This window comes from Taibaiella chishuiensis (assembly GCF_003014535.1).
Classification (GTDB): Bacteria; Bacteroidota; Bacteroidia; order Chitinophagales; family Chitinophagaceae; genus Taibaiella; species Taibaiella chishuiensis.
The window spans coordinates 288,724-313,572 of the sequence record NZ_PYGD01000001.1 but is presented as its reverse complement, the minus strand read 5'-3'; the positions used below and the strand labels follow the sequence as shown (position 1 = coordinate 313,572).

Here is a 24,849-nt window from a genome sequence, read left to right as displayed (position 1 = left end):
CAGCCTTTAAATGTCTGGATATATTAAAGCGAAGAGAGGAATTTGATCAGGGCATCGCGATCATCCTTGCTGAGTTTGGTAAAGGCGGTTTTGGAACGTTCTGCTTCGCCGCCATGCCACAGGATCGCTTCCATAAGCGTACGTGCCCGGCCATCGTGCAGGTAAAACGGGGTACCGTTGGTCTTGGCAAAAAGACCTATGCCCCAGAGTGGCGGCGTACGCCATTCGTTGCCATCGGCCAGGTAGTCGGGGCGGCCATCGGCCAGGCCTGGTCCCATATCGTGCAGCAGCAGGTCGGTATAGGCGTGTATGCGCTGGTTGCTGATCGCAGGCAGTCGCACGTCCACACCGGTATAAGCCGTGGGAATATGGCAGCCGGAGCAGTTCAGCTGGTTGAACAGCTGTTCGCCGCGTAAGGCTACCGGGTCGGTTACATTGCGGCGGGCCGGTACGGCCAGGCTGCGGATATAGAACACTACGGCATCCAGCGTACTGTCTGCAATATCAGTACCATCGTAAGGGTCGTACTGGATCTGGCCAAAGCTGCTTTCTTCGGGGAATACATAATTGGTAATGCCCATATCCTGGTGGAAAGCGCCTGCCACCTGTACCAGGATATTAGGGTTATTGCCTTTAAGGCCGAAGCGGCCTATTTCCCTTTGGCGGCTATGCGGGTTATACACATAATTGGGCCTGCCCGAAATGCCGTCGCCATTGGCGTCGGTCTCATCGGCATACGAAAGCAGGGTGCTTTCGGGGATCAGCTCCAATAGTCCCAGGCCAAATACAGGCGGGGCAAGCCTTACCGAGAGCATAGCGCCTGCGGGCAAAGGCAGGTAAGTATTGTTGGGGGTATAGGTGGGGCGGCGCAGCGAGGCTTTTTCGCCATCGGCAAAACTGAAAGGCTCTTCGGTATAACTGATCGTTATCTTTCCTTCGGCCTTTTTGGTGCTGGTCGCCTTGTCCTGGAACTGCGAGCCAAAGCCCGGTATAGACAGGGCGCCGCCATGGATATCGGTACCCGGTATACTGATCTTGGTCAGTAGTGACGAGGTGATCAGGCCCATAGTGGGCGTGCCTTTGCCATCGTTATGATGACAGCTTACACAGGATACGTTATTGTATATAGGGCCGAGGCCGCCAAATTGTGGCGCAGGCGCCGATACGAAGGTCTGGTTGAACAGCAGGTCGCCCAGCTCATGCATAAACGCATCGTAACCGGTAAGCCCGGGTATTTCAGAGCCGAATGCCTTCGAGTTGGATAGAAATACGGTAGCTGCGCCACCGGATAAGCGCGTATCGAACGACTCTTCGGGGAAAGGCTGTGCCTTGCGGCAGAGCACCCCTGTAAATACAATAAGTAATAAGCAGCAGACAACACTAAGCTTCTTCATCGTGCTAATGATAAGATGGGGTAAATGGCTTTATTCAAAAATCCTGCCAGACGCCACCGGCTGCCTGGCAGGATTGATCGTGTAAGATAACAGGGTTTAGTCTGTTACGTACTGTTTGATATAAGGGATCAGTTTGCCTTCAACACTCTCTTTCAGCGATGACAGTGCGCCAAGGGTGTTCTGCACCTGGCTGCGCTGGTTGTAGATCGCCTGTTCGAAGGTGGTGGTAATACCGTCGAACGAAGAGATCGCAATATCAAAACGTTGACGGATCTCGTTATCCAGCGAAGCGTTGTTGGCCTTAACGAGGTCGCTCAGGCTTTTGCCGGTTTTGTTGTTATACGTGCAGAGGTATACATTGCGCGCACCGATAATGTTGTTTTTAAAGTCGGCTATCGAGTTGTGCGAGTAGGGTGATTCTGTTTTTGTAGAATCGGCGGGGTTAAATGGATCTACCATTTTACCATCGCCCACTTCGGCACAGATATCGGTAAGGGCGCTGGCAATAGCGCTTAAGGCGTCATGTTTGTTTTCATAACGGCTGCCTGTGCCGGGTGTGGCCAGTTCCTTGCCGAAGTAGATATCGCCGGGCAACCAGCTGGCCTGCAGTTTGGTTACGTTGTTGAGGATATCGCCGGCGAGGGCTACCATGTATTCTTTTTCCCTGGCAGTAAAGCTGGATGCCTGCCTGTTGCCATCCGTATCCCAGAGCAGGTACTCCAGCGGGTGGAAGCCGCGCAGGGTCAGTTCTGCTTCATCTTCAGGATTGTTAAGGCCGGCCAGGTAATCAAGGGTAAGTGGCGTACCGCTGTTCAGCAGGTTGTCCATAGCGTTATGGTCGGTTGGCCAGGTATCCATATAAGGGTCATAGCTGTCATCGTCTACGGGCCCGATCAGAAAACCTTCGCTTTGTTCCCAGATCACACGTACTGCTCTCCAGGCGTTGCGTGCCGCTTCGAGATTGGCCTGGGTCGGGTTGCTTGCCAGCAGGGTTACCGCGGCATTCAGATCGGTTGCCTTATTCTTGAAATCGAGGTAAAGCGGGTTGGCCACTACGTCTACGAAATCGGTCAGTACCTGGGTTTTCAGGGTGTTGAAATCAACCTGGGGTTCCGGGTTTTTTTTATCGCTGCTGCAACTGGAAAGGGTCGCTGCAAAAAGCGCGCTGCCAGCCAGGGTTAAAAGTGCATATTTCTTCATAGAAATTGGAATGGATATGTGGATAAGAAAAAATTAAACGGTTGTGAGTGTAACGACCAGGTTGCCATCCTGTACTTCAGCCGGCAGGTGTAACAAAGGCCGGGAGGCCGGGCCTTTTTCTACTTTGCCGCTTTCCGAAAACTTGCTGCCGTGCAGGGTGCAGAAATAACCGCTGCCGGCTTTGGTAAGCGGGTGTTTGGCATGGGTACACATCAGCACCAATGCGCGAAAACTGCCGTCTTCCAGTTTTTGTACTGCAATGTCGAAACTGTAATTGTTTACCCGCACCAGTTTAAAATTGCCCTGGTCGAAGGTTTGCAAAGGCAGGCTCACCTTATTGCCCGTGGCCGATGTTTTAAGCACGCTCAGACCTGTGCTGCCACAGGATTCGAGCAGCGAAGAGCCCAGGATAAGTCCTATGCTGACTGCCGCGCAGGCGCCACAGGTATCTTTCAAAAATTTTCTTCTGTCCATAAGCTGTGCTTTAGAAGGAATAACCGATCCCGATATTGAGAAAGGTATTCTGTTGCGGGTAGTCCCGCATTACCGGCGGCGGATTGATCAGTAGCGACTTATTGAACGGTCCTGTGCTGGTGAGGCGAACATCGGCCTTGATCACCACATTGGGTACCGGAAGGTAACCCAGGCCCAGCAAGAAATGCGATTGTTTCAGGGTGCCGTCGTAGATCCCGTTGGCAGGGATTTTGGCGTTCAGGTCGAGGCGCTCGTAACGGGCAAAGGCGACCAGTTGTTTATCTTCGAACTTTTCGTTTTTGATGGATTCAAACAGGTTATAACTTACTTCGGCATAGGTGCCGTACATACTTTGCGGCACATTGTTGGCATAAGTCCTGTTGATATCGCTGGCTTTCGGGTAGCTTACATATGTACCCAGGATCTTGGCGGAGAAGCCGCCTTTCGAATACTGTACATTGGCTTCGCCCAGGTAAACCGGGGCTGCAAGCATGCCCGATTCTACGTTGAGACTGTCGGCTACATAAGGGCTGAGGCCGATGGTACCGCCTGCATAACCCGATAGCTGTATCTGGAAATCGCCTACGAAGGCCCTTACCGATGCGGTTGCCGCAAGGTTGTTGGCACTGGCCATCTGTCCGCCGCCTTTACCATCGCCGATACCGGTGCCATGGGTAAACTTACCGGCATCCAGGCCGTTGACCACGGCAATGCTGTAGGCTACGGGCAGGGTGCTCATCTGGCCGTAAAAGCCGATGCCCAGTTCGCGCCAGGTGGAGGGAATAACGAGCTGCTCTACCAAGGGGCGTTCCGTACCGTTGAAGTTCGTAGGCAGGTGGTTTTCGTTAAGAATACCGATACGGGGTATAAAGAGACCGGCTACGAAATACTGCCTGGGGTTCAGGCTGAATTTCAGGTAGGCCTGTTCCATACCCACTTCGCCGGCGGGTTTGCCACCCTCGATGCGGGCATCTGCAATCTCGAGCTCGGAAAAGAAAGCGAGCTTGCTATTGAATTGGTGACCTACGAAAAGCACGACCCGGTCGAGGTTGACCTTTGAAGTTTTGTACTGGAAATCACGTGTGTAAGAAGCCTGGCCATAGCCGGATATCACAGTTTGCGAATGGCCGGCATTGCCCCCGGTAAGCAGGTCCTCGCCGGTATTGGCAATGAGTTGTTGGGCTGGCGTCATGCCACTTTGCCACTTTGTTTTAGGTGCAGCTCCTTCGTCCTGTGCATGTGCAAAAAAACTGAATTGCAACAGGCTCAACCCCAACAGTATATTTTTATACATTACTATGCCTTCCGGCCTTTTATTAAAATTGCCCGCAAAGGAAATAAAAAAGCAGGAAGATTTTAAGGTCGCCCGGAAAGAATGACAAAATTATTACAAAAGAAAAAGGGCTTTCTGCCGAAAATTATCGCTCTTTTACCGAAACGGCTTGCGGGCAGCGTAGTATCTTCCCGTAGCTTTGTGTTCTAAAAATAAAACAATCCTGTTTATGAAAAAACGCATTTTACTCGCAACACTTTTCCTGGTAAGTATGACCTATGGCGTATTTGCCCAGGATTACAAAACTACCCTGGCAACAACTTATAAGGCTTTTAACGAGACCAAAGACGCCCAGGAAAAGTTGAACCAAAGCAACCGTTTCGGCCTGATCGCCAAAAAATTCAATACAGAATGGTCGGCCGCCTACTATGCCGCCTGGAGTAAAATACTGCTGAACTATGACGAGAAAGACGCCGCTAAAAAAGACGCCCTGCTCGACGAAGCCGACGACCTGTTAAGCACTGCCGCTTCCTTATCCGATAAGAACAATAAACAGCAACAATCTGAAATTTATGCGCTTACCGCAATGGCTGCCAATGCCCGTATAGGCGTAGACCCGCAAAAACGCTGGAAGAAATACGGCAAGATCTTCGAAGACAACCTGGAAAGCGCTAAGAAAGATAATGAGGCCAACCCGAGGATCTATTTCCTGAAAGGTACCAGCAAGTTCTATACCCCTAAAATGTTTGGCGGCGGTAAGAAAAATGCGCTCGAGTATTTCGAAAAAGCGGATGGTTATTTTGCCAAAGAAACCGGCGATGATATTACCATGCCATCATGGGGTAAAGAGGTGAATGCAGAATATATAAAAATGTGTAAGACAGACGACTAATTCATCATAGATTCATTTGTTAGGATTATTTTAAGGCTATCTACCCGCTGTTGCGGGTGGATAGCCTTAATCTTTTAACTACCTTAGCCGATCTTCTTTAAGCTCAAAAACAGATTGTTACGAAGCGCTTATGCAGCCAATAGGTATTTTCGATTCCGGTTACGGCGGTCTCACCGTCTTTCGTTCCATAGCAGACCAGCTGCCACAGTATGATTATCTCTACCTGGGAGACAATGCCCGCGCGCCTTATGGCAACCGTTCGTTCGAAACCGTTTATGAGTATACCCTGCAGTGCGTGGAGTGGTTTTTCGAACAGGGTTGCCCGCTGGTGATCCTGGCTTGTAATACCGCATCGGCCAAGGCCCTGCGTAATATCCAGCAAATCGACTTGCCCCGTATCGACTCGGAAAAAAGAGTACTGGGTGTGATCCGGCCTACAGCAGAGGTGGTCGGACAATATACCCATACCAAAAAGGTAGGGGTGCTGGGCACAAGGGGTACGGTCAATTCGGGCTCCTATCTGAAAGAGATCAGCAATTTTTATCCCGATATTGAAGTGTTCCAGCATGCATGCCCCCTGTGGGTGCCCTTTATCGAAAACGGCGATTACCAGGACGAGGGTATCGACTACTACATCCGCCATGATCTCGAACTGCTCTTTGCCCAGTCAGACGATATCGATACCGTATTGCTGGCCTGTACCCATTATCCCCTGCTGGCCGATAAGATCCGCAAGTTCCTGCCCGATAAGGATATTACCCTGCTGGGACAAGGCAACCTGGTAGCCGAGAGTCTTACCGCTTACCTGCAGCGCCATCCCGAAATGGAAACCCGGGTGAGCAAGGGCGGTACCAAGCGTTTTTTTACTACCGACTCGGTCGCCGATTTCGAAGAAAATGCGACCCGCTTCTTTGGCGAAGCGGTGCGGGCCAGTCATGTGCATCTCGAATTGTAATACCGGCCGTCCTGAACCGGCGAGAGATGCCCTGTTAAAGACGGCCGGCTCCCGGTTTTATAAACCACATACGGTTTGCCAGATCTCCGGGTTAACGGGTATGCCCTGTTCCATATTCTGCAGGCGGGTAGCCATCATCTGTTCGCCGGGGTAGAATACCCTATCGCCTTCGTCGCCTTTGGTATAGGTAATGATCTCTTCGAGCACAGCCGCGTCCATATGCCTGGCATCTATAGCGAGGAAGAACTGCGATACGCCGCCCTCCTTACCGGTTTTGCTGATCGCCGATACCGGGTTGCCGATGCTGAGCGCGGCGGTAAGTATATCCAGTACCATGGCCAGCGCCGATCCTTTCCACAATCCTATGGGTAATGGCCTTTTGTTGTCGATAATGGCGGAGGGATCTTTGGTCAGCCGGCCTTCGCTATCGTACCCGGCATCGAAGGGGAGCTGTTCGCCCTTCATGCGGTACTCGTTCATTTTTCCATAAGAGTATTGCGACATGGCCAGGTCGAGCACCACGGGGCCGCCTGCCCTCGGGAAGGCAAATACAAGCGGGTTATTGCCCAGCCGGGGTTGTACGCTGCCCCAGGGCGGCATACTGCCTATGGCATTGGTGGCGCAAATACCGATACAGCCTGCTTCTGCCGCCAGCAGGCCATAGGTGCCGCCACGCATCCAGTGGTTGCTTTCCCGCAGGGATACGGCGCCCATACCTTGTTGCTGCGCAATGGCGATGGCCCTGCGCATAGCAATGGTAGCGGCATACATGCCCGGGGCCCTATGCCCGTCCCAGTATTCGATTACACCCTGCTGCAGCAGGCATACCGGTTCGGCCTGCGGATCGATCTCGCCGCCCTTAAGCTGGCGGATAAAGGTGGGAAAGCGGCTGAGCCCATGCGAATAAACGCCATCGCGGCTGTTTTCCGCAAATATGCGGCTGCAGATCGCTGCACGTTCGGCGCTGAAACCGTTTTTTATTAAAACCCTTGCCAACTCCTGTTGTAAAACCTCGAAACTTACGTTCATATTTCCGGTAAATGATGCGGGCGACAAGGTACGCCATAATTCAAAACCCCGGGCGGTTTATACCGGCCGGGGTTTTGCGTGTTGTGGAAAAAAATTGTGGGAGTTACTGCTGTATCCGGCTGAGCAGCTCTTTATTGAGATAAGGCTGCAGATCGCTGAAGGGTACAAATACATGGATCGTGCCCTGCGCATAGGATGCAATCTCGTAGGGGTTGTATACGAAGCCCAGGCCCTGTTCGGTAAAATAAAAATTATCGGTTGTGGCCAGGTGCTCTTCGAACAATACGGTATTGAGCGATACGCCTGGCTTAAGACCTACCTGTTGGCGGAAACGCTTTTCCAGTATAGGCTGCAATGTTGCAGAGTCGGCCTTTACAAGGTCTGCCAGCGTTATTTCCTTTTTGTTTTTTACATCGTAGCAGATCATTTCCGTACCATAGTTGCCATGGGCGCCGCCTTCGTAGGCATAGTACAGCGACTCCAGCAGCAGCAGGTCGTTTTTATTATACCGGATCGCTACCGTATGGCCCTGCTCATAATTCAGGAATGCGGTCGCCTCTTCGCCCGCCATCTTTTTACTTTCCTCGCGGTACGACTTCAGGTAACTGGTATGTGCTTTGGTCGCAGCCTGGTCTATACTGAGCGTCGTATCGAAATCCAGCAACCGGGTAATGCGGTTGTTGATCCAGGCCGTATCGCCGGCGCCGGTTGCCAGCGGGAACGATTCGCTGATGCGGGCTACAGGACTATTGGTCTTTTCGGGAAAGGCTACCGCTGTATCGATAAACAGGAGCGGTGCAAAGTGGTAGCTGCCCGCCGGGTAATTCTCTTTCAGATCGATCGGGTAGGTCTTGCCTTCTTTATTTTTCCAGTTGCCGGTAAAGCTGCCGCCTGCATAGCGCATGATCAGTTGCGGCGGGTTGGCATCCTGTTCGCTGTTGGTGGTGAGGGCAACTACTTCAGAAAACCGGATGTCGGTATTGTTGCTGCTGTCTTTTTCATAATTAAGCAACAGCCATTTGCCCTGGTCGCGGTAGTAATACATGGCATCGTATACATCGCCGATGCGCTGCAGGTGCATGACTACCGGTTTGCCGGCAATGGTGCCCTCCAGCCGCTTGTAGAACCGGGCCGGCAATACCGTATCGGCCGGGTTCAGTGCTGTGGGGACTTTGGGCGTATTCCCGTTTTCTTCTTTGTTGCCGCCGCAGGCTGCCAGCAGGAGCATGCCGAGGGCCAAAACAAGTTGCTGTGCTTTCATATTGTTGTTATTGATGTTTCCAAAAAAGGACAGGCATGTTATCCAATACCTGTCCCTTCCTGTTGCGCTGTTTTATCGTATTGCCGGCTTATTCGAAGCCCAGCAGTTTTTTCATTTTTTCGCCTACCTCGGTTTCCATCAGCCATTGCTTAATGCGCTGCAGTCTTTCGGAAGAGGGACTGTCTTCCACGAAGGCCGGGGCAAGCGCGCTCAGCTCGTCGAACATCCAGCGGGTAGCCGGCGACAGGCGTTCCTGGATCTGTTTATAGCTGATGGCCTGGATAATGGCCAGGGCATGTACCGACAGGATCTCGAAGGTATTTTCGATTACCCGGGCGCAAAGCAGGGCCGCATTGGTGCCCATACTTACGATGTCCTGGTTGTCGTTATTGTTTGGAACGCTGTGGATATAGGTCGGGTTGCTGAGGGTCTGGTTTTCGGCCACATTGGAAACCGCCGGGTATTGCATACCCTGTACCCCAAAGTTAAGCCCCAGTACGCCTGCATTGATAAAGGCAGGCAGCTTTTTGTTCAGTGCCGGGTTCAGCAGGAAATTCAGCTGCCGGTCGGCAAGCATACCCAGTTTGGTTACCGCTATCTTCAGTTTGTCCATTTCGAGGGCCACATAATCGCCATGGAAGTTGCCGCCATGGAAGATATTGCCGTTCTTATAGTCAATAACAGGATTATCGTTTACAGAGTTCAATTCCTGGGTAATGATCTGGGCGCTGTACTCGATCGTATCGTATACCGGCCCCAGTATCTGTGGCACGCAACGCAGCGAGTAGTACTCCTGTACCTTGTCTTCCAGCACGCTTTCGGTCACTTTTTTATCGTACAGGTGCTCGTGGCGCTTGCGCATCAGGCCGCTTTTATGCGAGATGGCGCGCATGGCCGCTGCCACCGTTTGCTGGCCTTTATGCAGCTTTACCCCGTTCAGCTCTTCGGAGAAATGATCGTCGTAAGCCTCCATAATTTCGTTGACCATCAGCGAAAAGAGGATCTGGCCGGTAAGCAGCTTACGGGCATGGATCACATTAATAGCGCCGATACCGGTCATCGAGGAGGTGCCGTTGAGCATGGCCAGGCCCTCGCGGATATGGATACGGATGGGTTTCAGTTGCAGGGTTTCGTATACCACCGGGGCTTTTACGATCTCGCCCCTGAACTGGAAATTACCTTCGCCGATAAGACCCAGCGCCAGGTGCGCCAGTTGTACCAGGTCGCCGCTGGCGCCTACGCCGCCATGCTGGTAAATGCAGGGATAGGCTTCGGCATTAAGGAGGTCTTTCATCAGTTGCACCACTTCGGTATTGATGCCCGAGTAAGCGCGCATCATGGTGTTGAGGCGGGCGAGTATGGTGGCCCTTGTCTGCAGGGGGCTCAGCAGCTGGCCCATGCCGCTGCAGTGGCTGCGGATGAGGTTAAGCTGCAGCTGGATGCGGGCCTCGTCCTCGATACGGTACTGGGCCATGGGGCCAAATCCGGTATTGATGCCATAGATCAGCTTATCCTGCGAAAAGCCGGTAAGAAAGTCGAAACAAGCCGCTACTTCCGCTACCGCCTGCTGGTCGAGGTCAATATTTGCCTTTTGCAGTACGATCTGTTCGAGGCTTTCCAGTTCCAGCATTTTATTGCCAATTGTTGCCATTGCAATGAATTCGGTTATTTAGGGTAAATACGATTAAAACCGGGGCAAAAGTAAGCAATACGCTTGCTTTATGCATTTATTATTTCAGCTGCCTGTAACTGGTTTGTACTTACAGGAGCGGGTGCAGCTCTTTTTGCGCATCGATATACACCAGGCCCGGTTGTTTACCGGTTTCCAGGCTGCCTATACGATCGGCCAGTTGCAGGGCCTGTGCGCCGTTCAGGGTGCCCCATTGCAGCAGGGTTTCCAGCGGTATTGCAGGGAAGTGCTGCTGTATCGTTTGTATTTCGCTCCAGATGCTTAGCTGATGGTTGGAGGCCAGGCTGTCGGTACCGAGGCATATGGGCAGACCGCTTTGGGCAAACAGGGTTATATCAGGCAGGCGCCGTTCTATATACCAGTTGGCATTGGGGCACAGGCACAGGAAAACAGCGCGTGCTGCAACCTGCAGGTAGCTTATATCCGCTTCGTCGAGAAAGGTATTATGTACCAGTATTACCGGATGTGTGGCTGCGAGTTGTGGCAGGTAGGTCTGCAGCGAGCTTTTACCACTGGGCTCAAAAAAGCCGGGGTCGATGCCCAGGGCTTCATAGAGCTCGAACATCCGGCCGGTCTTGCTCCGGTACAGCTCATTTTCCGCTTCTGTTTCCTCGTTATGGATTGCGATCAGGGATCGGGGTTCGAACCGGTCGATCAGGGCAAACATGGCCGGCGATACCGAGTACGGCGCATGGGGCACAATGCTCTGCGCCAGGTGGTGCGTGGTGGCAGCCTGGCTGGCATATTGCCGGTACACCTGTTCGGAATAGGCAAAGCGCTCCGGCGCCTTGGTCTCGCTAAACCCGATACTCTCGATAAAGCTGTGGATATGCATACCCGAACCCGGCCGGAAGGCCAGCATATCGGTACCGTTACAAATGTCGCCTACGGCTGCGATACCATTACTGCGGCTCTCTGCAATGGCCCGTTGTATAGCCTTTTCGCGGGCAGCGGCATCGTAATTGTTCCTCTGGAACATCACATTTTTCAGAAAGCTGACCAGGCCGCCGCCTTCGGGGATTACCCCTTTCATATGCGACAGCTCGAGGTGGCAGTGTGCATTTACAAAACCGGGGCAGAGTATACCCTCGTAGTGTACCGGTTGTACGCCGGCGGGCGCATTGCCCGCGGCATAGGTTTGCCGGAATACGCCTTCATCGTCGAAGGCGATCATACTGCCTTCGGGAAGCCATTGCCGGCCGTCGTGTATCTGTGTTGCGCTGTAGTAGTTCAAGGTAGATCTCTGTTTTAGCTGGCTGCAAATTAAGCTAAAATGTATTGCGGGAAAGAAGCGGGCGGGACTCCTGTTTTTTTGCGATTGCGGCCGCTTGCTTATCTTTACTTTATGGATACGATAAGTTGGCATGATTTTGAAAAAGTAGAACTCCGGGTCGGAACGATCATAGAAGTATTACCCTTCCCCAAGGCCCGCAAGCCCGCACATAAGCTAAAAGTTGATTTTGGTCCATACGGTACCCGCATGAGCAGTGCGCAGATCACCACCCATTATACCCCCGAAGATCTGGTGGGCAGGCAGGTAGTAGCCGTGATCAATTTCCCCGAAAAACAGATCGCCGATTTTATGTCGCAATGCCTGGTTACCGGTTTCGAAGACGAAAACGGCGCCATAGTGCTTACGGCTGTAGAGCGCCCGGTGCCTAATGGCGCCAAGCTGATATAATACGGTTTATTTAATGATCCGGTAGCAGTGGTGGATCTTTTTATTCCTGAAATCTTCGGGTATGGTCTGCAGCGAAATGTCTTTGATCGACGCTGCTGCCAGCTTATCGAAGCTGGGACTGAATTCGCGCAGGTTATTGGAAAAATAGACGATGCCGCCGGATTTTACGGCTTTCAACAGCAGGTAGAGCAATGCCGGGTGGTCGCGCTGGGTATCCCAGGTCCCTTTCATTTTTTTGCTGTTGCTAAAGGCGGGCGGGTCTACAAATACCAGGTCGTAAGTGTCTGCGGGCGCTTGCTTCAGGAAGTCCATCACATCACTTTGTACAAAGGTATGTTTGTCGCCTTCCATAAGCCCGTTCAGGTCCATATTTTCCCTGGCCCATTGCAGGTAGGTATTCGACAGGTCTACGGTGGTAACCTGCTCTGCCCCGCCGGCAGCCGCGTATACGCTGAAGGCGCCGGTATAGGAAAACAGGTTGAGCACCGATTTGCCGGCGGCTTCGGCCCTGAAGGTCTTGCGTAAAGGCCGGTGGTCGAGGAAGAGGCCGGTATCGAGGTAGTCGGTCAGGTTGACCAGGAACTGAAGCCCGTCTTCCTGTACCGTTATCTTTTTACTTTCGGTAGCTACTTTTTCGTATTGTTCGGTGCGGCGCGACAGGCGGCGGCGCTCCTTGAGGTAGATATGCGTAACCGGTACTTCCAGTACCGAGGCGATAACGTTCATGCATTCCTCCAGCCAGGCCGTATGCTCCTCGTCCGGCATGCGGTGATTGGCCTTGTATTCGGCAACGTGCACACAGGCATCGTAGCGGTCGATACAAAAGGGAAACTCGGGCATATCCAGGTCGTAAATACGGTAACAGGATATGCCCTGGCGTTTAGCCCATTTGGCGATGTGCCGGTTTACTTTTTGTAAGCGGTTAGCAAAAGCTTGCATGAATGGTTACTGCTCTTTGGGGGTATCTGCCTGTCCTTTGTCGTCTTTTTGCTGGGGCGGGCGGTTATTGTTCTTCTTACGCGGCGGACGGTTCCTGTTGTTGTCCTCCTGCTGTTTCTGCTCCTGGCCTTGCTCCGGCTTCAGCTTCTGTTCGCGGGACTGCTGGTTTTTCTGTTCCCCCTGCTGTTGCCCTTTGTTTTCGGATTGTTGCTGTGGCCTGGGCTGGCGCTGTTGTTGCTGGCGCTGCTTACCTTCCTGTTGCCCCCGTTCTTTGGACTGCTGCTGGTTGTTATTATTTTGCTGGGCCTGTTTAGGCTGCTGGTTGCCCTGTTGCTTAGGCTGGTTATTATTTTGCTGTCCCTGCTGCTGTTTGGGCTGTTGGTTGTTCTGCTGTTTATTGGCTTTGGGCTGCTGGTTATTTTGCTGCTGGGCCTGGGCCTGTTGTGGCTGGGCTCCCTGCTTTTTAGCCTGCTGCTGCTTATTGCCTTGCTGTTGTTTGCCGCCCTGCTGCTGGCCGCCGCGCTGTTTATTTTGCTGCTGGGCCTGCTGGGCTTTTTTACGGGCCGATTTGGAGAGCGAGCTGAGGGTCAGTTGGCCCACATCGTTCACAAAGCCCATATCTACAGTCTTTTCCGGGTCTTTATGTTTCACCTGGATCTCAACGGCTTCGAGATCTTCCGGTTTTTCGCCCTGGCTGTTCAGCGCAAGTATCTCGCTTACACGGTCTATGGTCAGCGGGTATTGTTTGCTGCTGCCGCCAAAGCTGTACCACATCAGGTTGCGGAAAATGTCTTTTTTCTGGAGGAAGGCCCTGCCTGTTGCCATTTCCAGGCTGTCGGCATTTTCAGGGAAAATGCTGAGGGCATCCATATAGGTATCCAGCTCGTAGTTGAGGCAGCATTTCAGACGGCCGCACTGGCCCGATAGCTTGGTCTGGTTGATGGAGAGATTCTGGTAACGGGCAGCCGTGGTATTTACCGTTTTGAAATCGCTGAGCCAGGAGCTGCAGCAGAGTTCGCGGCCACAGGAACCGATGCCGCCTACTTTGGCGCTTTCCTGGCGGGCGCCGATCTGGCGCATTTCCACCTTGGCCTGGAAGTCGGAAGCAAATACCTTGATCAGTTCGCGGAAATCCACGCGGGCATCGGCGGTATAAAAGAAGGTTACCTTTTTACCATCGGCCTGGTATTCGGCCTCGGCAATTTTCATTTCCAGGTTCAGCTCTTTGGCTATGGCCCTTGCACGGATCAGGGTATCCCTTTCCCGTTTTTTGGAATTGTTATATTGTTCGAGGTCGCGTTCGCCGGCGGGGCGCATCACCCGTTTCAGCTCGGACGATTCGTTCACCCCGTATTTTTTCATCTGGAGTTTTACGAGCTCGCCGGTAAGGGTTACCTGGCCCAGGTCGAAACCGCTGGTACCTTCTACGGCCACCCAGCTTCCCTTTTCAAATATATGGTGGGTATTGTTCCGGAAGAAATCCTTGCGGCTTCCGTTATTAAAGGCAATTTCCAGGATCGGGTAAGGTTTACCGATATCGCTCAACGGTATATCCGCGAGCCAGTTAAACACATTGATCCTGTTGCAGCCCCCTGAACTGCAGCCGCCATTACTCTGGCAGCCGGAGGGCTTCCCGTCGGCGGTTTTGGTACCGCAACTTCCACATCCCATGACATGAATAATTTATATCGACGTGTAAAGTATAAGGGTCCGGAGCAGCTTGAAAAATGACTCCCGTATTTAGCCTATGACAAAAAAAACGGCCTTTTACCGATAGAATATACCAATAAATTAATACGAAATATAAAGGGTAGCTATGCTCATGAAGCAGACCACTTTACACGAAAATGATTGTGTAAAATGAAATTTTATCCCAACAAAGGTAACTCTTATTCGCTTTAATTATTAATTTTCAACAAATCAATTGTGAAGATCAGGATAGAGTTGGCGGGTATCGGGCCTGTGGGCTTGTCGCCATAAGCCAGCGAAGGCGGCAGGTATAAGGTTACCCGGCCTCCTTTGGCGATCAGCGGAATGCCTGCCCGCCAGCCTACGATCAGGTCGCCGAGGTCGAAAGAGATGGATTGTTTCGAATACTTATCGTCGATAACGGTGCCATTGGTCAGCTTGCCGGTATAGGTTACCGTAACATTGGAGCAGGACTTGGGCCGGTCGCCGGAGCCGCTGGCCTCTATCGTATAAAAGAAGCCCTGCGCATCCTTAGTGGCTGTAATGTTGTTTTTATCCAGGTACTGCGCTACGGCATCCACTTCTTCCTGAGGCGCGGTCACACTGAGCGCATCGCACTTTCGATCCTTGGTACAACTGCCGAAGCCGATACCTGCGAATACTATTAATATGAATATGAGATTTCTCATTGTCGTTTTTCCTTGAAATTTTCGCTGCAAAATTACTGCTTTCTGCTCAATAACGTGTTTCCGGCCTTTTTATTGCATCGCAGGGTGCAGCAACAGTACGGATCGGAGCCTGGTAGTGCTCGCCCGGATGGTATCTGTACTATACAGGCTCCTGGTACGCTTGTCCTTCCGATTTTTATATACCGGCGTTTTCGCGGAAGATTTTTACGGCAATCGCAATCAGTACCACACCGAAAAATTTACGCACCACGGCGATACCGGAGGGGCCCAGCAGCTTTTCGATAAAGTTGAGCGACCGGAGGCAAACCAGTACGATAATAAGGTTGATGATGATACCGATCAGGATATTGTAGTAGTGATAGCTCGCTTTGAGCGACATGATGGTGGTAAGGGTACCGGACCCGGCAATAATAGGGAAGGCGATCGGCACCACGCTCCCCGATTTGCTGCCGCTTTCGCCCTTAAAGAATTCGATGCCCATAATCATTTCCATACCCAGGAAGAAGATGATAATGGAGCCCGCTATGGCAAAGGAAGCCACATCGAGTCCCATGAACTTGAGCATTTCGCCGCCCGCAAAGAAGAACAACAACATAAGGGCGCCCGAAACCAGGGTAGCCTGTATACTGTTGATATCGCCCATTTTCTTTTTAAGCCCGATCAGCACCGGGATGGATCCCAGGATATCGATAACGGCAAAGAGCGTTATGGTTACCGTAATGATCTCCGACAGCATAATGTTCTCTATTCCGTACATAGGATCCGAATCGTTTTTTTAAGCGTTTGAAAAGGGGCGCAAAGATAATTGTCTTTTGGTTATCCTTTACTGCGGCATGCGGACGATATATTGATACAACAAGCCCGGCATTACAGCAATGACCGGGCTTGTGCTTTTATTTATTTTTTATTCGCTGCGTTCTTCTTTTTTCTGGTTGCGCTTTTCTTTCAACTCTTCGAGCTGGCGGGCCACTTCGGCTTCTTTTTCGCGGCGGGCAGGCAGTTTGCTTTCGATCTGCCGGATCAGGTTTTCGAGGTGCTTGCGCAGCTCTTCTTCCTTGGTGCCGCTGCCGGTGGTATTGTCCAGGGACGACCTGAAGTCGTTCAGCTTTTCTTCTTCTTCTTTAATCTCGCTCTGGATCTTTTCTAGGAATTGCTGGGTTTGCTGGAACCTGCCATCGAGCTGGCTCTGGAACCGGGCTTTGCGCCGGTCGCGGTCGGCGTCTTTACGGGCAAAGAAGTTATTACGGGCGCCTATAAAACGCTCCCATATCTCGTCGCCGTATTCGCGTGGTATCTGTCCTACTTTTTTCCATTCCTGCATCAGGTCGTTGATCTCGTCGGTAGCTTCTTTCCAGTTGTCGGAGTGTTGCAGCTCTTCGGCGCGTTTGAGCAGGGCCATTTTCTGGGCATAGTTATCTTCCAGGTTCACCTTAAACTCTTCGGCGCTTTGTCTTTTGGCAGCGAAAAACTTATCGCGGGCGGCCTGCAGGCGGTTCCACAGTTCATCGGCCTTTTCGTAAGGCACCCTGCCCGTTTTTTTCCAGGTATCCATCATATCGCTCATTTCCTGGGTGGTTTCCTTCCAGTCCTTGTTGTCGCAGATGGCTTCGGCCTTTTCCACCAGCGCGAGTTTAACGGCATAATTGGCCTCCTGTTCCTGTTGTATCTGTTCGAAGTTTACTTTCTTGCGATCAAAGAATACGTTGCGGGCAGCGATAAACCGGTTCCACAATTCGTCGTTCTTTTCTGCGGAAGCTACACGGCCTATGGTTTTCCATTGGTCCATCAGCTCTTTGTAGAGGTCCGATGTTTTGCGCCAGTCTTCCGACTGGGCCAGCTTTTCGGCCTTTTCGCAGATCTCCATCTTCAGATCGAGGTTCTGCATCATATCTTTTTCCACATCGTCCTGGTGCAGGCGTTTGCGTTCGTAAAAATGATTGCGGGCGTTTTCGATACGTTCCCAGAGTTTATCGCTTTTATTCTTTTCGGCGGGGTTGGCATTTTTCCAATGGTCTACGATGGCGCGGAAGTTATCGGTAGCGCCTTTCCAGTCTTCGGAGTCTTTCAGGGCTTCGGCCTGTTCGGCCAGCTTCAGTTTTTCTTCGTAGTTGGCATCGAACAAGGATTGGATGTGTTTTTCCTTTTCAGCAAGGTTTTCATACAGCGGCGCATAGTCGCCTATGGCATTGGCATGGTTCAGGTATTCTTTAAGGCGCAATACCTTACCGTTTACCTTGATCTTATCTTCCGTTTGTTGCCATTCGGTATCCAGCTCCTGCAGCTTGGACGTTACCTCTTTGAACTTTTCCGAAAGCGCTGCGATAATGGTATCGCAGTTGTCGGTGGTAATAGCAGATAAGGGGCGCTCCTGGCTGTATGCCGTAGCCTTCAGTACGATCTCCTGGGCATCATTTAAAGAGCAGAAGTGTTTACCGTCAAAATTCAATTCATCCCATTTCTCTGGTGTGATCTGATTTTCTGCATTTGGTTGCTGGGTAGTCATAACAAATCCAATTTTTCCCGTCGCCGGGTATTTACATTAGGTCCGGTATTTCCGATATACATTACAAATAAAAGCTTTCCTTATGTTAACCCGCTTTAAGTTATTGCAAAGTTTCTCTGGATATGCTATGCGAATATAAAAAAGAATGCGTATTGAAAAAAAAGAAATTTGAGCCAAACCCGCATTTTTTACCGGGTTTCCGGGTTTATCAAATGGCTGAGAACGAAGACATAAAAAAATCCGGTTGCAGGGTCGTGCTACCGGATCGGATTATTACAGGTAAATAGCTTGCTTACATGCGTTCGGGTACCTCGATACCCAGCAGGGCCATCGCATTGCGGATGGTAATGGCCGTGAGCGCGCAAATCATAAGCCGCAACTGCTTTTTCTCTTCATTCTCAGCCTTTAACACCTGGTGCTTATCAAAGAAAGAGTTGTAGGTCTGCGCCAGGCGGAAGGCATAGTTACAGAGGGCCGAAGGGTTAAACTCCCGGGCCGCCTGGTCTATGATGCCGGGGTATTGTTCCAGCTGCAGCAATAAACTTTTTTCCAGAGGTGCAAGCTCATCCTTACCCAGTACCATCGGGCCATAGGCAATCTCGCTCCTACGCAGTATGGATTTGATACGCGCATGGGTATACTGGATAAACGTAGCAGTGAAGCCCGCCAGCTCGATCGACTCCTTGGGATCGAAGATCATTTTCTTACGCGGCTCTACACGCAGCAGGTAAAACTTCAGTGCGCCGATACCGATAATGCGGTAGAGGCGTTCCAGCTCTTCTTCGGTAAAGCCTTCTGTTTTGTTGGCTTGCTCGGTCTGCTCTTTCGCCAGGCGGATCATCTCATCGATCATATCGTCGGCATCCACCACGGTACCTTCCCTGCTTTTCATACGGCCCGAAGGCAGCTCTACCATGCCATACGACAAATGATAGATACCGTCGGCACAGGGCTCGCCCAGTTTTTGCAGGATCAGTTTAAGCACCTGCATGTGGTAGTTCTGCTCATCACCGATCACGTATACCGAGCTGTCCATGCCATAGTCCTTGTACTTCAGCTTGGCGGTGCCCAGGTCCTGGGTCATATACACCGAAGTGCCATCGGCGCGCAGCAGCAGTTTTTCATCCAGCCCGTCGGCGGTAAGGTCGATCCATACCGATCCGTTGTCCTTACGGAACAATACGCCTTGCTGCAGCCCTTCTTCAACGATCTCTTTGCCCAGCAGGTAGGTATTGCTTTCGTAATACATCTTGTCGAAGTCGAGTCCCAGCCGCTTATAGGTAACATCGAAACCTTTGTATACCCAACCGTTCATGGTTTCCCAGAGCTGGTAGATCTCTGCATCGCCGGCTTCCCAGCGGCGCAGCAGGTCCTGCGCTTCCAGCATAATGGGGGCTTCTTTTTCGGCCTGTGCCAGCTCTTTTCCTGTTGCCACCAGGCCTGCTACTTCTTCTTTATAAACATCGTTGAACTTTACATAATAATCGCCCACCAGGTGGTCGCCTTTTATACCGGTGCTCTCAGGTGTAGCGCCGTTGCCATAACGCATCCAGGCAATCATGGATTTGCAGATATGAATACCGCGGTCGTTGACCAGGTTGGCCTTGATCACCTCGCTGCCATTGGTCTTCAGGATCTGCGCTACCGACCAACCCAGGAAGTTGTTGCGCAGGTGGCCAAAGTGCAGGGGCTTGTTGGTATTGGGCGAAGAGTATTCGATCATTACCTTATTGCCATTGGATGCCTGCGTACCATAAGACTGGTCGGCATAAGTGGCATTCAGGAAGTTGGCCAGGAGAGCGTCGGCAAGAGTCAGGTTGAGGAACCCGGCAACGGTTTCGTGCGCGGTAAAAACAGGATTACTGGCCAGGAGCTGGTCGCCAAGTGCTTTACCCAGTACAGCGGGGTTTTGTCGCAACGATTTTACGAAAGGAAAAAGTACTACCGTATAATCGCCCTTGAATTCGGGTTTGGTCTCATTGACCAATATATCTTCATCGGTCACCTTCGCTTCGGGATACAGGTGATTCAATGCAAGGGCCGCCGCTGTTTTGATCTGGTTAACTATGGACTGCATGTATAAATATGATTTTTTTGAAAATCCCCCGGGGGGAAGGGCAAAGATAACATTGTTTGAAAAAAGAGCAGGCGGGAAATGCGGCTTAGCCATAAAATAATGAAGGCCTGTACCGGTAATGGTACAGACCTTCATCCTGGATGGCACGCCGGCGGTTATACCGCTACCGGTGCTTTGATATGGGGATGCGACTGGTAATTTTCGAGGGTAAAGTCTTCGAATGTAAAGTCGAACAGGTCTTTGATTGCGGGGTTCAGCTTCATAACGGGCAGCGGGTAAGGGCTGCGGCTCAACTGCAGCCTGGCTTGCTCTTCATGGTTGTGGTAAAGGTGCACATCGCCGAAGGTGTGGATAAACTCGCCGGCTTCCAGGCCGCATACCTGTGCGATCATCATGGTGAGTAACGCGTAGGAGGCAATATTGAACGGCACACCCAGGAATACGTCTGCACTGCGCTGGTACAGCTGGCAGCTCAGTTTGCCATTGGCTACATAAAACTGGAACAGGGCATGGCAGGGGCTGAGCGCCATATCGGGCAGTTCGGCCACGTTCCAGGCATTTACGATCATACGGCGGCTGTCGGGATTGGTTTTGATCTGGTGGATCACGTCTTTGATCTGGTCATACGACTTCCCATCGGCACCGGTCCAGCTGCGCCATTGCTTGCCGTATACAGGGCCCAGGTCGCCGTTGACATCGGCCCACTCGTCCCATATTTTTACATCATGGGCTTTCAGGTAAGCGATATTGGTATCGCCTTTCAGGAACCACAGCAATTCATGGATAATGGACTTGAGATGCAGTTTTTTTGTCGTCACCAGCGGGAAGCCCGCCTGCAGGTCGAAACGTATCTGGTAGCCGAAGCAACTGGTAGTGCCGGTGCCGGTCCGGTCGCTCTTTACCGTTCCGTTATCAATAATATGTTGTAATAGCTGGAGATATTGCTGCATGATGTCCTCTTATTATCCGTGTGATCTGCAAAAGTAAGCCGAAAAAACAAGCGATGCGATCCTGGCCTCCCGCCTGTTGGTTAACCGTGGAAAACCACCTGCCGGGCTTGAATATTTTCGCTTTAAAAATGGGCATTCCTCATAATATTGAATATATTGAGCGCTATTCTTATTAAAACCGGCCGGGCTGCCCTGCTCCCCGTTGCCGAAAATATTCTTCCCGATGACCAGAACCGGCAGCCTGCTGTTGTTCCTCCTGCTTTGGCAGCTGCCCTTGCGCGCCGCTGCCCGGTCGCAGGATACCAGCTACCGGAAGAAAACACGGGAATGTTACCTGTATACCCAACTGGACGACGACGATGGCTTACCCCAGAACTCGGTAATGGCTACCTATATCGATCCGCGCACCGGCTTCCTCTGGATTGCCACGCAGGGCGGCATTGCCCGCTACGACGGGCATAACATCCAGGGTTATAATGCCGGCGATGACCGGTTTTCCAAACGTTTCGTTTCCCTGTTCGGTACCGCATCCGGCCAGGTATTCAGCCTGGCGCTCGACGGCAGTTTGTACACCATCCGGCAAAACCGGCTGCTCTACATACCCGATAACCGGTTAAGGATAAATCCCTATCCCTATATTTATTTCCGCGGCGGCTTATGCGATACCGCACAGCTTGGCCACCTGGGTATGTTTGGCGATATACCGGGGCACGACCTGTGGCCTACTGCCAATTATATGTTGCCCCTGGACCGCAATGTGCTGCTGGCCTGTGGCAAAGAGCAGCTCCTGCTGTACCGCAATAATAAACTGGAAAAAACAATCCCCTTCCCGGGAATAGCGCATTACCGGATCATCAAACAACAGGATGACATTTACTTTGTCGGCAATAGTCTCAGCGGTTTCCGGTTCGATAGGAACAAAACCCGGCTTGTGCCGCTGGGGCGCGAGCCCGGGCTGCCCGTTATGCCCGGGGAAGGTAACCTGGAGCAGGTGTATCATGCACCTTATTACGACTACCTGAGCGGGCAGGTCAACTGCTGGGTGAAGGATACCTTTTACCAATTGCATATCGTGAACGACCGGCTCGGCGTGGCTGCGGCTTATCACCTGCCGGGTATGCCCGACGACGCCGTGACGGGCATTATGCATCCCGAACGGAACGTGATCGTGATCGGTTCGTCGAGCAAAGGCATTTACCTGTACAAGGTGCAGCCTTTCCGGCAGATCCTGAAAGACGCCGGTAAGTACACCAGCATTTATGCCCAGATGCTGCTGGACCGGCAACGCCTGATCACCAGCCAGAGCTGGATCTATAACCTGGAAACGGATAAGCTGGAAGCCAATATCTACAGCACGCAGGCCCGACAGATCCGGTCTTTCTCCAAAGACCGCAAAGGATATGTTTATTATTCCTGGGCCAATAAGCTGCTTAAGCTCGACCCGGTTAGCCGGAAGACTTCTGTCGCTTTTCCCTGCAACGGCTGCCGCGACATTACTTTTACCTATTACGATACGCTGGACGAACGGTTCTGGATGATGAGCGCGGAGCAAACCGGCTATTGGGAGCAAGAGGTATTCCACCCCGTGCACTGGGCCACCGGCGGGCCGCCTCCGCAGGTTTCATCCATAAGACATCTGCCGGGGCAACCGCTGCTGGTCGCTACTGCCGACGGTATCTGGTATTACGATCCGGCAAAACTACAATGGCTGGCCTATCCCGAGACGAAAGGGCGGATGTACCGCTATTTTACTGCCGAAGAAAGGGGGCTCCGCATCCTGTGCAGCTTTGGCGAAGGGTCGGTACTCTGGAGCCGGGGTAAAGGTACGATGGAGCCTTTGCCGGCCGATCGCAATGGTTACCTCAAATTCGTACATACCTATATACCCGATCATCGCGGTTACCTGTGGGCTACCACCAATAAAGGCCTGTTCCGCTTCCGGGAGTCTGATGTGCTCGAATACAAAACGGGCGGCGAAGAGCCGTATTACGAATACTACGATCGCAGGGAAGGGCTGCAGACAAATGAGTTTAACGGGGCGCAGTATCCTATTTTCAACTGGTGGAACAGTTGCCTGTTGTTGTCTACCATCAATGGCATCGCCCTGTTCAGGCCCGACAATATGCCGGAATACCGTTTCGACGAGCCTCTGTATATCGAATCCGTATTCCGTTCCAACGGCGAACGGGTAGTCATGTCCGGCTTCGGCAGCGGTAAGCGCTCTTTTACCGACCGCGATCTTAAATTCCAGGTAAGCACTGCCGCCTGGTACAACAGCTACGGGCTTTCCATTGCGTATAAGCTCGATGGCAATGAGTCCTGGAAGGCGATCGACCCTTCAAAAATGGAGATCGTGCTGTCGGCGCTCCCCGCAGGATCGCATAGCCTGCAGGTTCGCAAACGTAAAGGCTTCCGGGATAACGATTATGTATACAGCTCCTTCGATTTTAATATCGAACGTAAGTACTACGAACAGCCGTTCTTTATCTTCTTGCTGGCCATGTGCGGCCTCGGTATGCTGATGCTCTTTTCGAGAATGCGCCAGTTGCGGCTTATTAAGATCAATAAAAAGTTATCGGCCATGGTGACGCAAAAAACCAAGGCGCTGCAACAGAGCAACCAGCAGTTGCAACAGTCGCTGACCCAGATCGAACAGTCCCAGAATTTTCGCCTGCGGCTGATCTCTATGTTGTTGCATGATATCGCCACGCCGTTGTCTTCTATCGAAAAGATATCCGATATGCTGTCGGGGCATTATGCCCAGCTCGATGCCGGCACCCGCATCGAAGGCGTAGGGCGTATCAACCGGACGGTACGCGAACTGCAGGCGCTTTCGCGGCAGCTTATCGACTGGGCCCAGGTAAGCCTGTATACCGGTGGGCCTGTGCCCAAACCCTTTAGCCTGAAAAGCCTCGCGGAAGAGGTGAGTATGGTGATGGCCGAACATGAATTTGCCGCCAAGCATAACGAGTATATCGCCGACTATGAGCCGGGCGACATGCTGGTGTCCGATCCTACGGTGCTCAAGCATATTATACTGAACGTATTGTTTAATGCCAATAAGTATACCGAACGGGGCAGGGTGAGCCTGAAGATATACCGGGAGCAAACCAGCCTGCACATCATCGTGCGGGATACGGGCACCGGTATGCAACCCGAAACAGTAGCCAAGTTAAATGCCTACACCGTGATAACGCCTTCGGAAGTTAAAAGCGGTACGGCCAGGGAAGTGGGTTGGGGGCTGGGCTACCAGATCATATTCGACCTGTTGGCGATGCTTAAGGGAACCCTTCAGGTAAACAGTATCCCGGGCGAAGGTACCGAGATCCATATCCTGATCCCGGTTAAATTGCCACCCAGGAATGGCAGGAAGTAGATGGGCGCAACTTTATTTTGATTTATAGACCGAGCCTTCCAGCACTGTTTTAATGGCATGCACCAGTTCTTCGGTAGGCGCCGATTTGTCGAAGTAACCTTTTACGCCCAGCTTGAGCAAACCCGATCCCCAGAGCTTCTCGGGGCTGGTGGAGGCCACCAGGATCTTTAATTGGGGCAGGTCGGTTAGTAGTTGTTCCACCTTCGGAACCACATTGATATCGGAAAGCTGCAGGTCCAGCAACACCATCTCATAAGCCCGGTCGGTACGGTAAAGCTCCTTTTCCGTATCCTTCCAACTCTCCGTTACGGTGCATACCAGTTTGGGAAAGTGAAGCTGAAAAAGTAGTTTATAGGCCCAACTGACGACTTCGTGATCTTCCGCTACAAGAATGTGTCCTTCCATGTATATATGATGCTGCTATACAGTACAAAAAAATATCTGTGATTGTTGTGAAATTAAATGATTTTAATCAAGATAGTATGGCATTTTTTATGTTGTATGGCTGTTTGTTTTATGAACAAAAGAAACAAAAAATCTTTTATTTACGGCATGTTTCAGCTAATAAATCGTTGCATTACATTTATTTAATAAAGCCCCCACCTGCGGTTTCAGCCGGCGGCGCCGGCATGCGGTATGAATGTATTATGCCGTAGTATTTATAAACGGGTACTTATGGTTGAGTGCAGCAACAGCTTTTGGGGCGCTGGTTCCGCTGCATTTTACACCCGGGTCCGGCCTTGCAGAGATGCCCGTTTAAAAAATTATCGTTAGCCC

The 24,849-nt window shown here is 51.7% G+C and carries 20 protein-coding genes; 4 read left to right on the top strand and 16 right to left on the bottom strand.

Annotated elements, in window-relative coordinates; translation table 11 throughout:
- Positions 1-23: 23 nt before the first annotated feature.
- The 4 genes from B0I18_RS01310 to B0I18_RS01295 all read right to left on the bottom strand — a co-directional run bounded on the left by B0I18_RS01310 (position 24) and on the right by B0I18_RS01295 (position 4,362).
- A complete protein-coding gene (locus B0I18_RS01310) occupies positions 24-1,394 on the bottom strand; it encodes a di-heme oxidoreductase family protein (protein WP_106520844.1) in 1,371 nt (456 codons plus the stop codon).
- A 96-nt stretch (positions 1,395-1,490) separates the two neighbouring features.
- The gene (locus B0I18_RS01305) at positions 1,491-2,594 is read right to left on the bottom strand and encodes an imelysin family protein (protein ID WP_106520843.1); all 1,104 of its coding nucleotides are present in this window, start codon (positions 2,592-2,594) and stop codon (positions 1,491-1,493) included.
- Between the two features lie 33 nt (positions 2,595-2,627).
- Positions 2,628-3,068, bottom strand: a complete 441-nt coding sequence (locus B0I18_RS01300) for a QcrA and Rieske domain-containing protein (protein ID WP_106522015.1) — start codon at positions 3,066-3,068, stop codon at positions 2,628-2,630.
- Positions 3,069-3,078: 10 nt separating this feature from the next.
- A complete protein-coding gene (locus B0I18_RS01295) occupies positions 3,079-4,362 on the bottom strand; it encodes a hypothetical protein (RefSeq protein ID WP_106520842.1) in 1,284 nt (427 codons plus the stop codon).
- Positions 4,363-4,570: 208 nt separating this feature from the next.
- Here B0I18_RS01295 and B0I18_RS01290 point away from each other — a divergent pair, with 208 nt between their 5' ends.
- On the top strand, positions 4,571-5,233 hold the full coding sequence (locus B0I18_RS01290; RefSeq protein WP_106520841.1) for a hypothetical protein: 663 nt from the start codon (positions 4,571-4,573) through the stop codon (positions 5,231-5,233).
- 130 nt (positions 5,234-5,363) lie between these two features.
- A complete protein-coding gene (gene murI, locus B0I18_RS01285; protein ID WP_106520840.1) occupies positions 5,364-6,188 on the top strand; it encodes a glutamate racemase in 825 nt (274 codons plus the stop codon).
- Between the two features lie 57 nt (positions 6,189-6,245).
- Here the strand turns inward: murI and yiaK are convergent, their stop codons facing one another.
- The 4 genes from yiaK to B0I18_RS01265 form a co-directional block, all read right to left on the bottom strand.
- Positions 6,246-7,217 (bottom strand): 3-dehydro-L-gulonate 2-dehydrogenase, encoded by a 972-nt coding sequence (gene yiaK / locus B0I18_RS01280; protein WP_106522014.1) that lies wholly within the window; start codon positions 7,215-7,217, stop codon positions 6,246-6,248.
- Between the two features lie 103 nt (positions 7,218-7,320).
- Positions 7,321-8,478 (bottom strand): DUF3298 and DUF4163 domain-containing protein, encoded by a 1,158-nt coding sequence (locus B0I18_RS01275; protein WP_106520839.1) that lies wholly within the window; start codon positions 8,476-8,478, stop codon positions 7,321-7,323.
- Between the two features lie 88 nt (positions 8,479-8,566).
- A complete protein-coding gene (gene flxA / locus B0I18_RS01270) occupies positions 8,567-10,129 on the bottom strand; it encodes a flexirubin biosynthesis tyrosine ammonia-lyase FlxA (RefSeq protein WP_106520838.1) in 1,563 nt (520 codons plus the stop codon).
- Between the two features lie 109 nt (positions 10,130-10,238).
- On the bottom strand, positions 10,239-11,402 hold the full coding sequence (locus tag B0I18_RS01265; protein ID WP_181358289.1) for an amidohydrolase family protein: 1,164 nt from the start codon (positions 11,400-11,402) through the stop codon (positions 10,239-10,241).
- 111 nt (positions 11,403-11,513) lie between these two features.
- On the opposite strand from B0I18_RS01265, the gene B0I18_RS01260 reads away from it, so the two are divergent.
- Positions 11,514-11,849, top strand: a complete 336-nt coding sequence (locus B0I18_RS01260; protein WP_106520836.1) for a tRNA-binding protein — start codon at positions 11,514-11,516, stop codon at positions 11,847-11,849.
- A 6-nt stretch (positions 11,850-11,855) separates the two neighbouring features.
- Here the strand turns inward: B0I18_RS01260 and B0I18_RS01255 are convergent, their stop codons facing one another.
- From B0I18_RS01255 to B0I18_RS01225, 7 genes are all read right to left on the bottom strand, one after another.
- The gene (locus tag B0I18_RS01255) at positions 11,856-12,788 is read right to left on the bottom strand and encodes a class I SAM-dependent methyltransferase (RefSeq protein WP_106520835.1); all 933 of its coding nucleotides are present in this window, start codon (positions 12,786-12,788) and stop codon (positions 11,856-11,858) included.
- Between the two features lie 6 nt (positions 12,789-12,794).
- The gene (locus tag B0I18_RS01250; protein WP_106520834.1) at positions 12,795-14,459 is read right to left on the bottom strand and encodes a PSP1 domain-containing protein; all 1,665 of its coding nucleotides are present in this window, start codon (positions 14,457-14,459) and stop codon (positions 12,795-12,797) included.
- A gap of 227 nt (positions 14,460-14,686) precedes the next feature.
- Positions 14,687-15,166, bottom strand: a complete 480-nt coding sequence (locus B0I18_RS01245; RefSeq protein WP_106520833.1) for an FKBP-type peptidyl-prolyl cis-trans isomerase — start codon at positions 15,164-15,166, stop codon at positions 14,687-14,689.
- Between the two features lie 175 nt (positions 15,167-15,341).
- Positions 15,342-15,923 (bottom strand): MarC family protein, encoded by a 582-nt coding sequence (locus tag B0I18_RS01240; RefSeq protein WP_106520832.1) that lies wholly within the window; start codon positions 15,921-15,923, stop codon positions 15,342-15,344.
- 147 nt (positions 15,924-16,070) lie between these two features.
- Complete coding sequence (locus B0I18_RS01235) at positions 16,071-17,669, bottom strand: DUF349 domain-containing protein (RefSeq protein ID WP_106520831.1); 1,599 nt, start codon at positions 17,667-17,669, stop codon at positions 16,071-16,073.
- Positions 17,670-17,961: 292 nt separating this feature from the next.
- The gene (argS, locus tag B0I18_RS01230) at positions 17,962-19,746 is read right to left on the bottom strand and encodes an arginine--tRNA ligase (RefSeq protein WP_106520830.1); all 1,785 of its coding nucleotides are present in this window, start codon (positions 19,744-19,746) and stop codon (positions 17,962-17,964) included.
- 155 nt (positions 19,747-19,901) lie between these two features.
- The gene (locus B0I18_RS01225) at positions 19,902-20,696 is read right to left on the bottom strand and encodes a thymidylate synthase (protein WP_106520829.1); all 795 of its coding nucleotides are present in this window, start codon (positions 20,694-20,696) and stop codon (positions 19,902-19,904) included.
- A 223-nt stretch (positions 20,697-20,919) separates the two neighbouring features.
- Here B0I18_RS01225 and B0I18_RS01220 point away from each other — a divergent pair, with 223 nt between their 5' ends.
- Positions 20,920-24,072, top strand: a complete 3,153-nt coding sequence (locus tag B0I18_RS01220) for a sensor histidine kinase (protein ID WP_106520828.1) — start codon at positions 20,920-20,922, stop codon at positions 24,070-24,072.
- A 12-nt stretch (positions 24,073-24,084) separates the two neighbouring features.
- On the opposite strand, the gene B0I18_RS01215 is transcribed toward B0I18_RS01220, so the two are convergent.
- Complete coding sequence (locus B0I18_RS01215) at positions 24,085-24,477, bottom strand: response regulator (RefSeq protein WP_106520827.1); 393 nt, start codon at positions 24,475-24,477, stop codon at positions 24,085-24,087.
- Positions 24,478-24,849 lie beyond the last annotated feature (372 nt).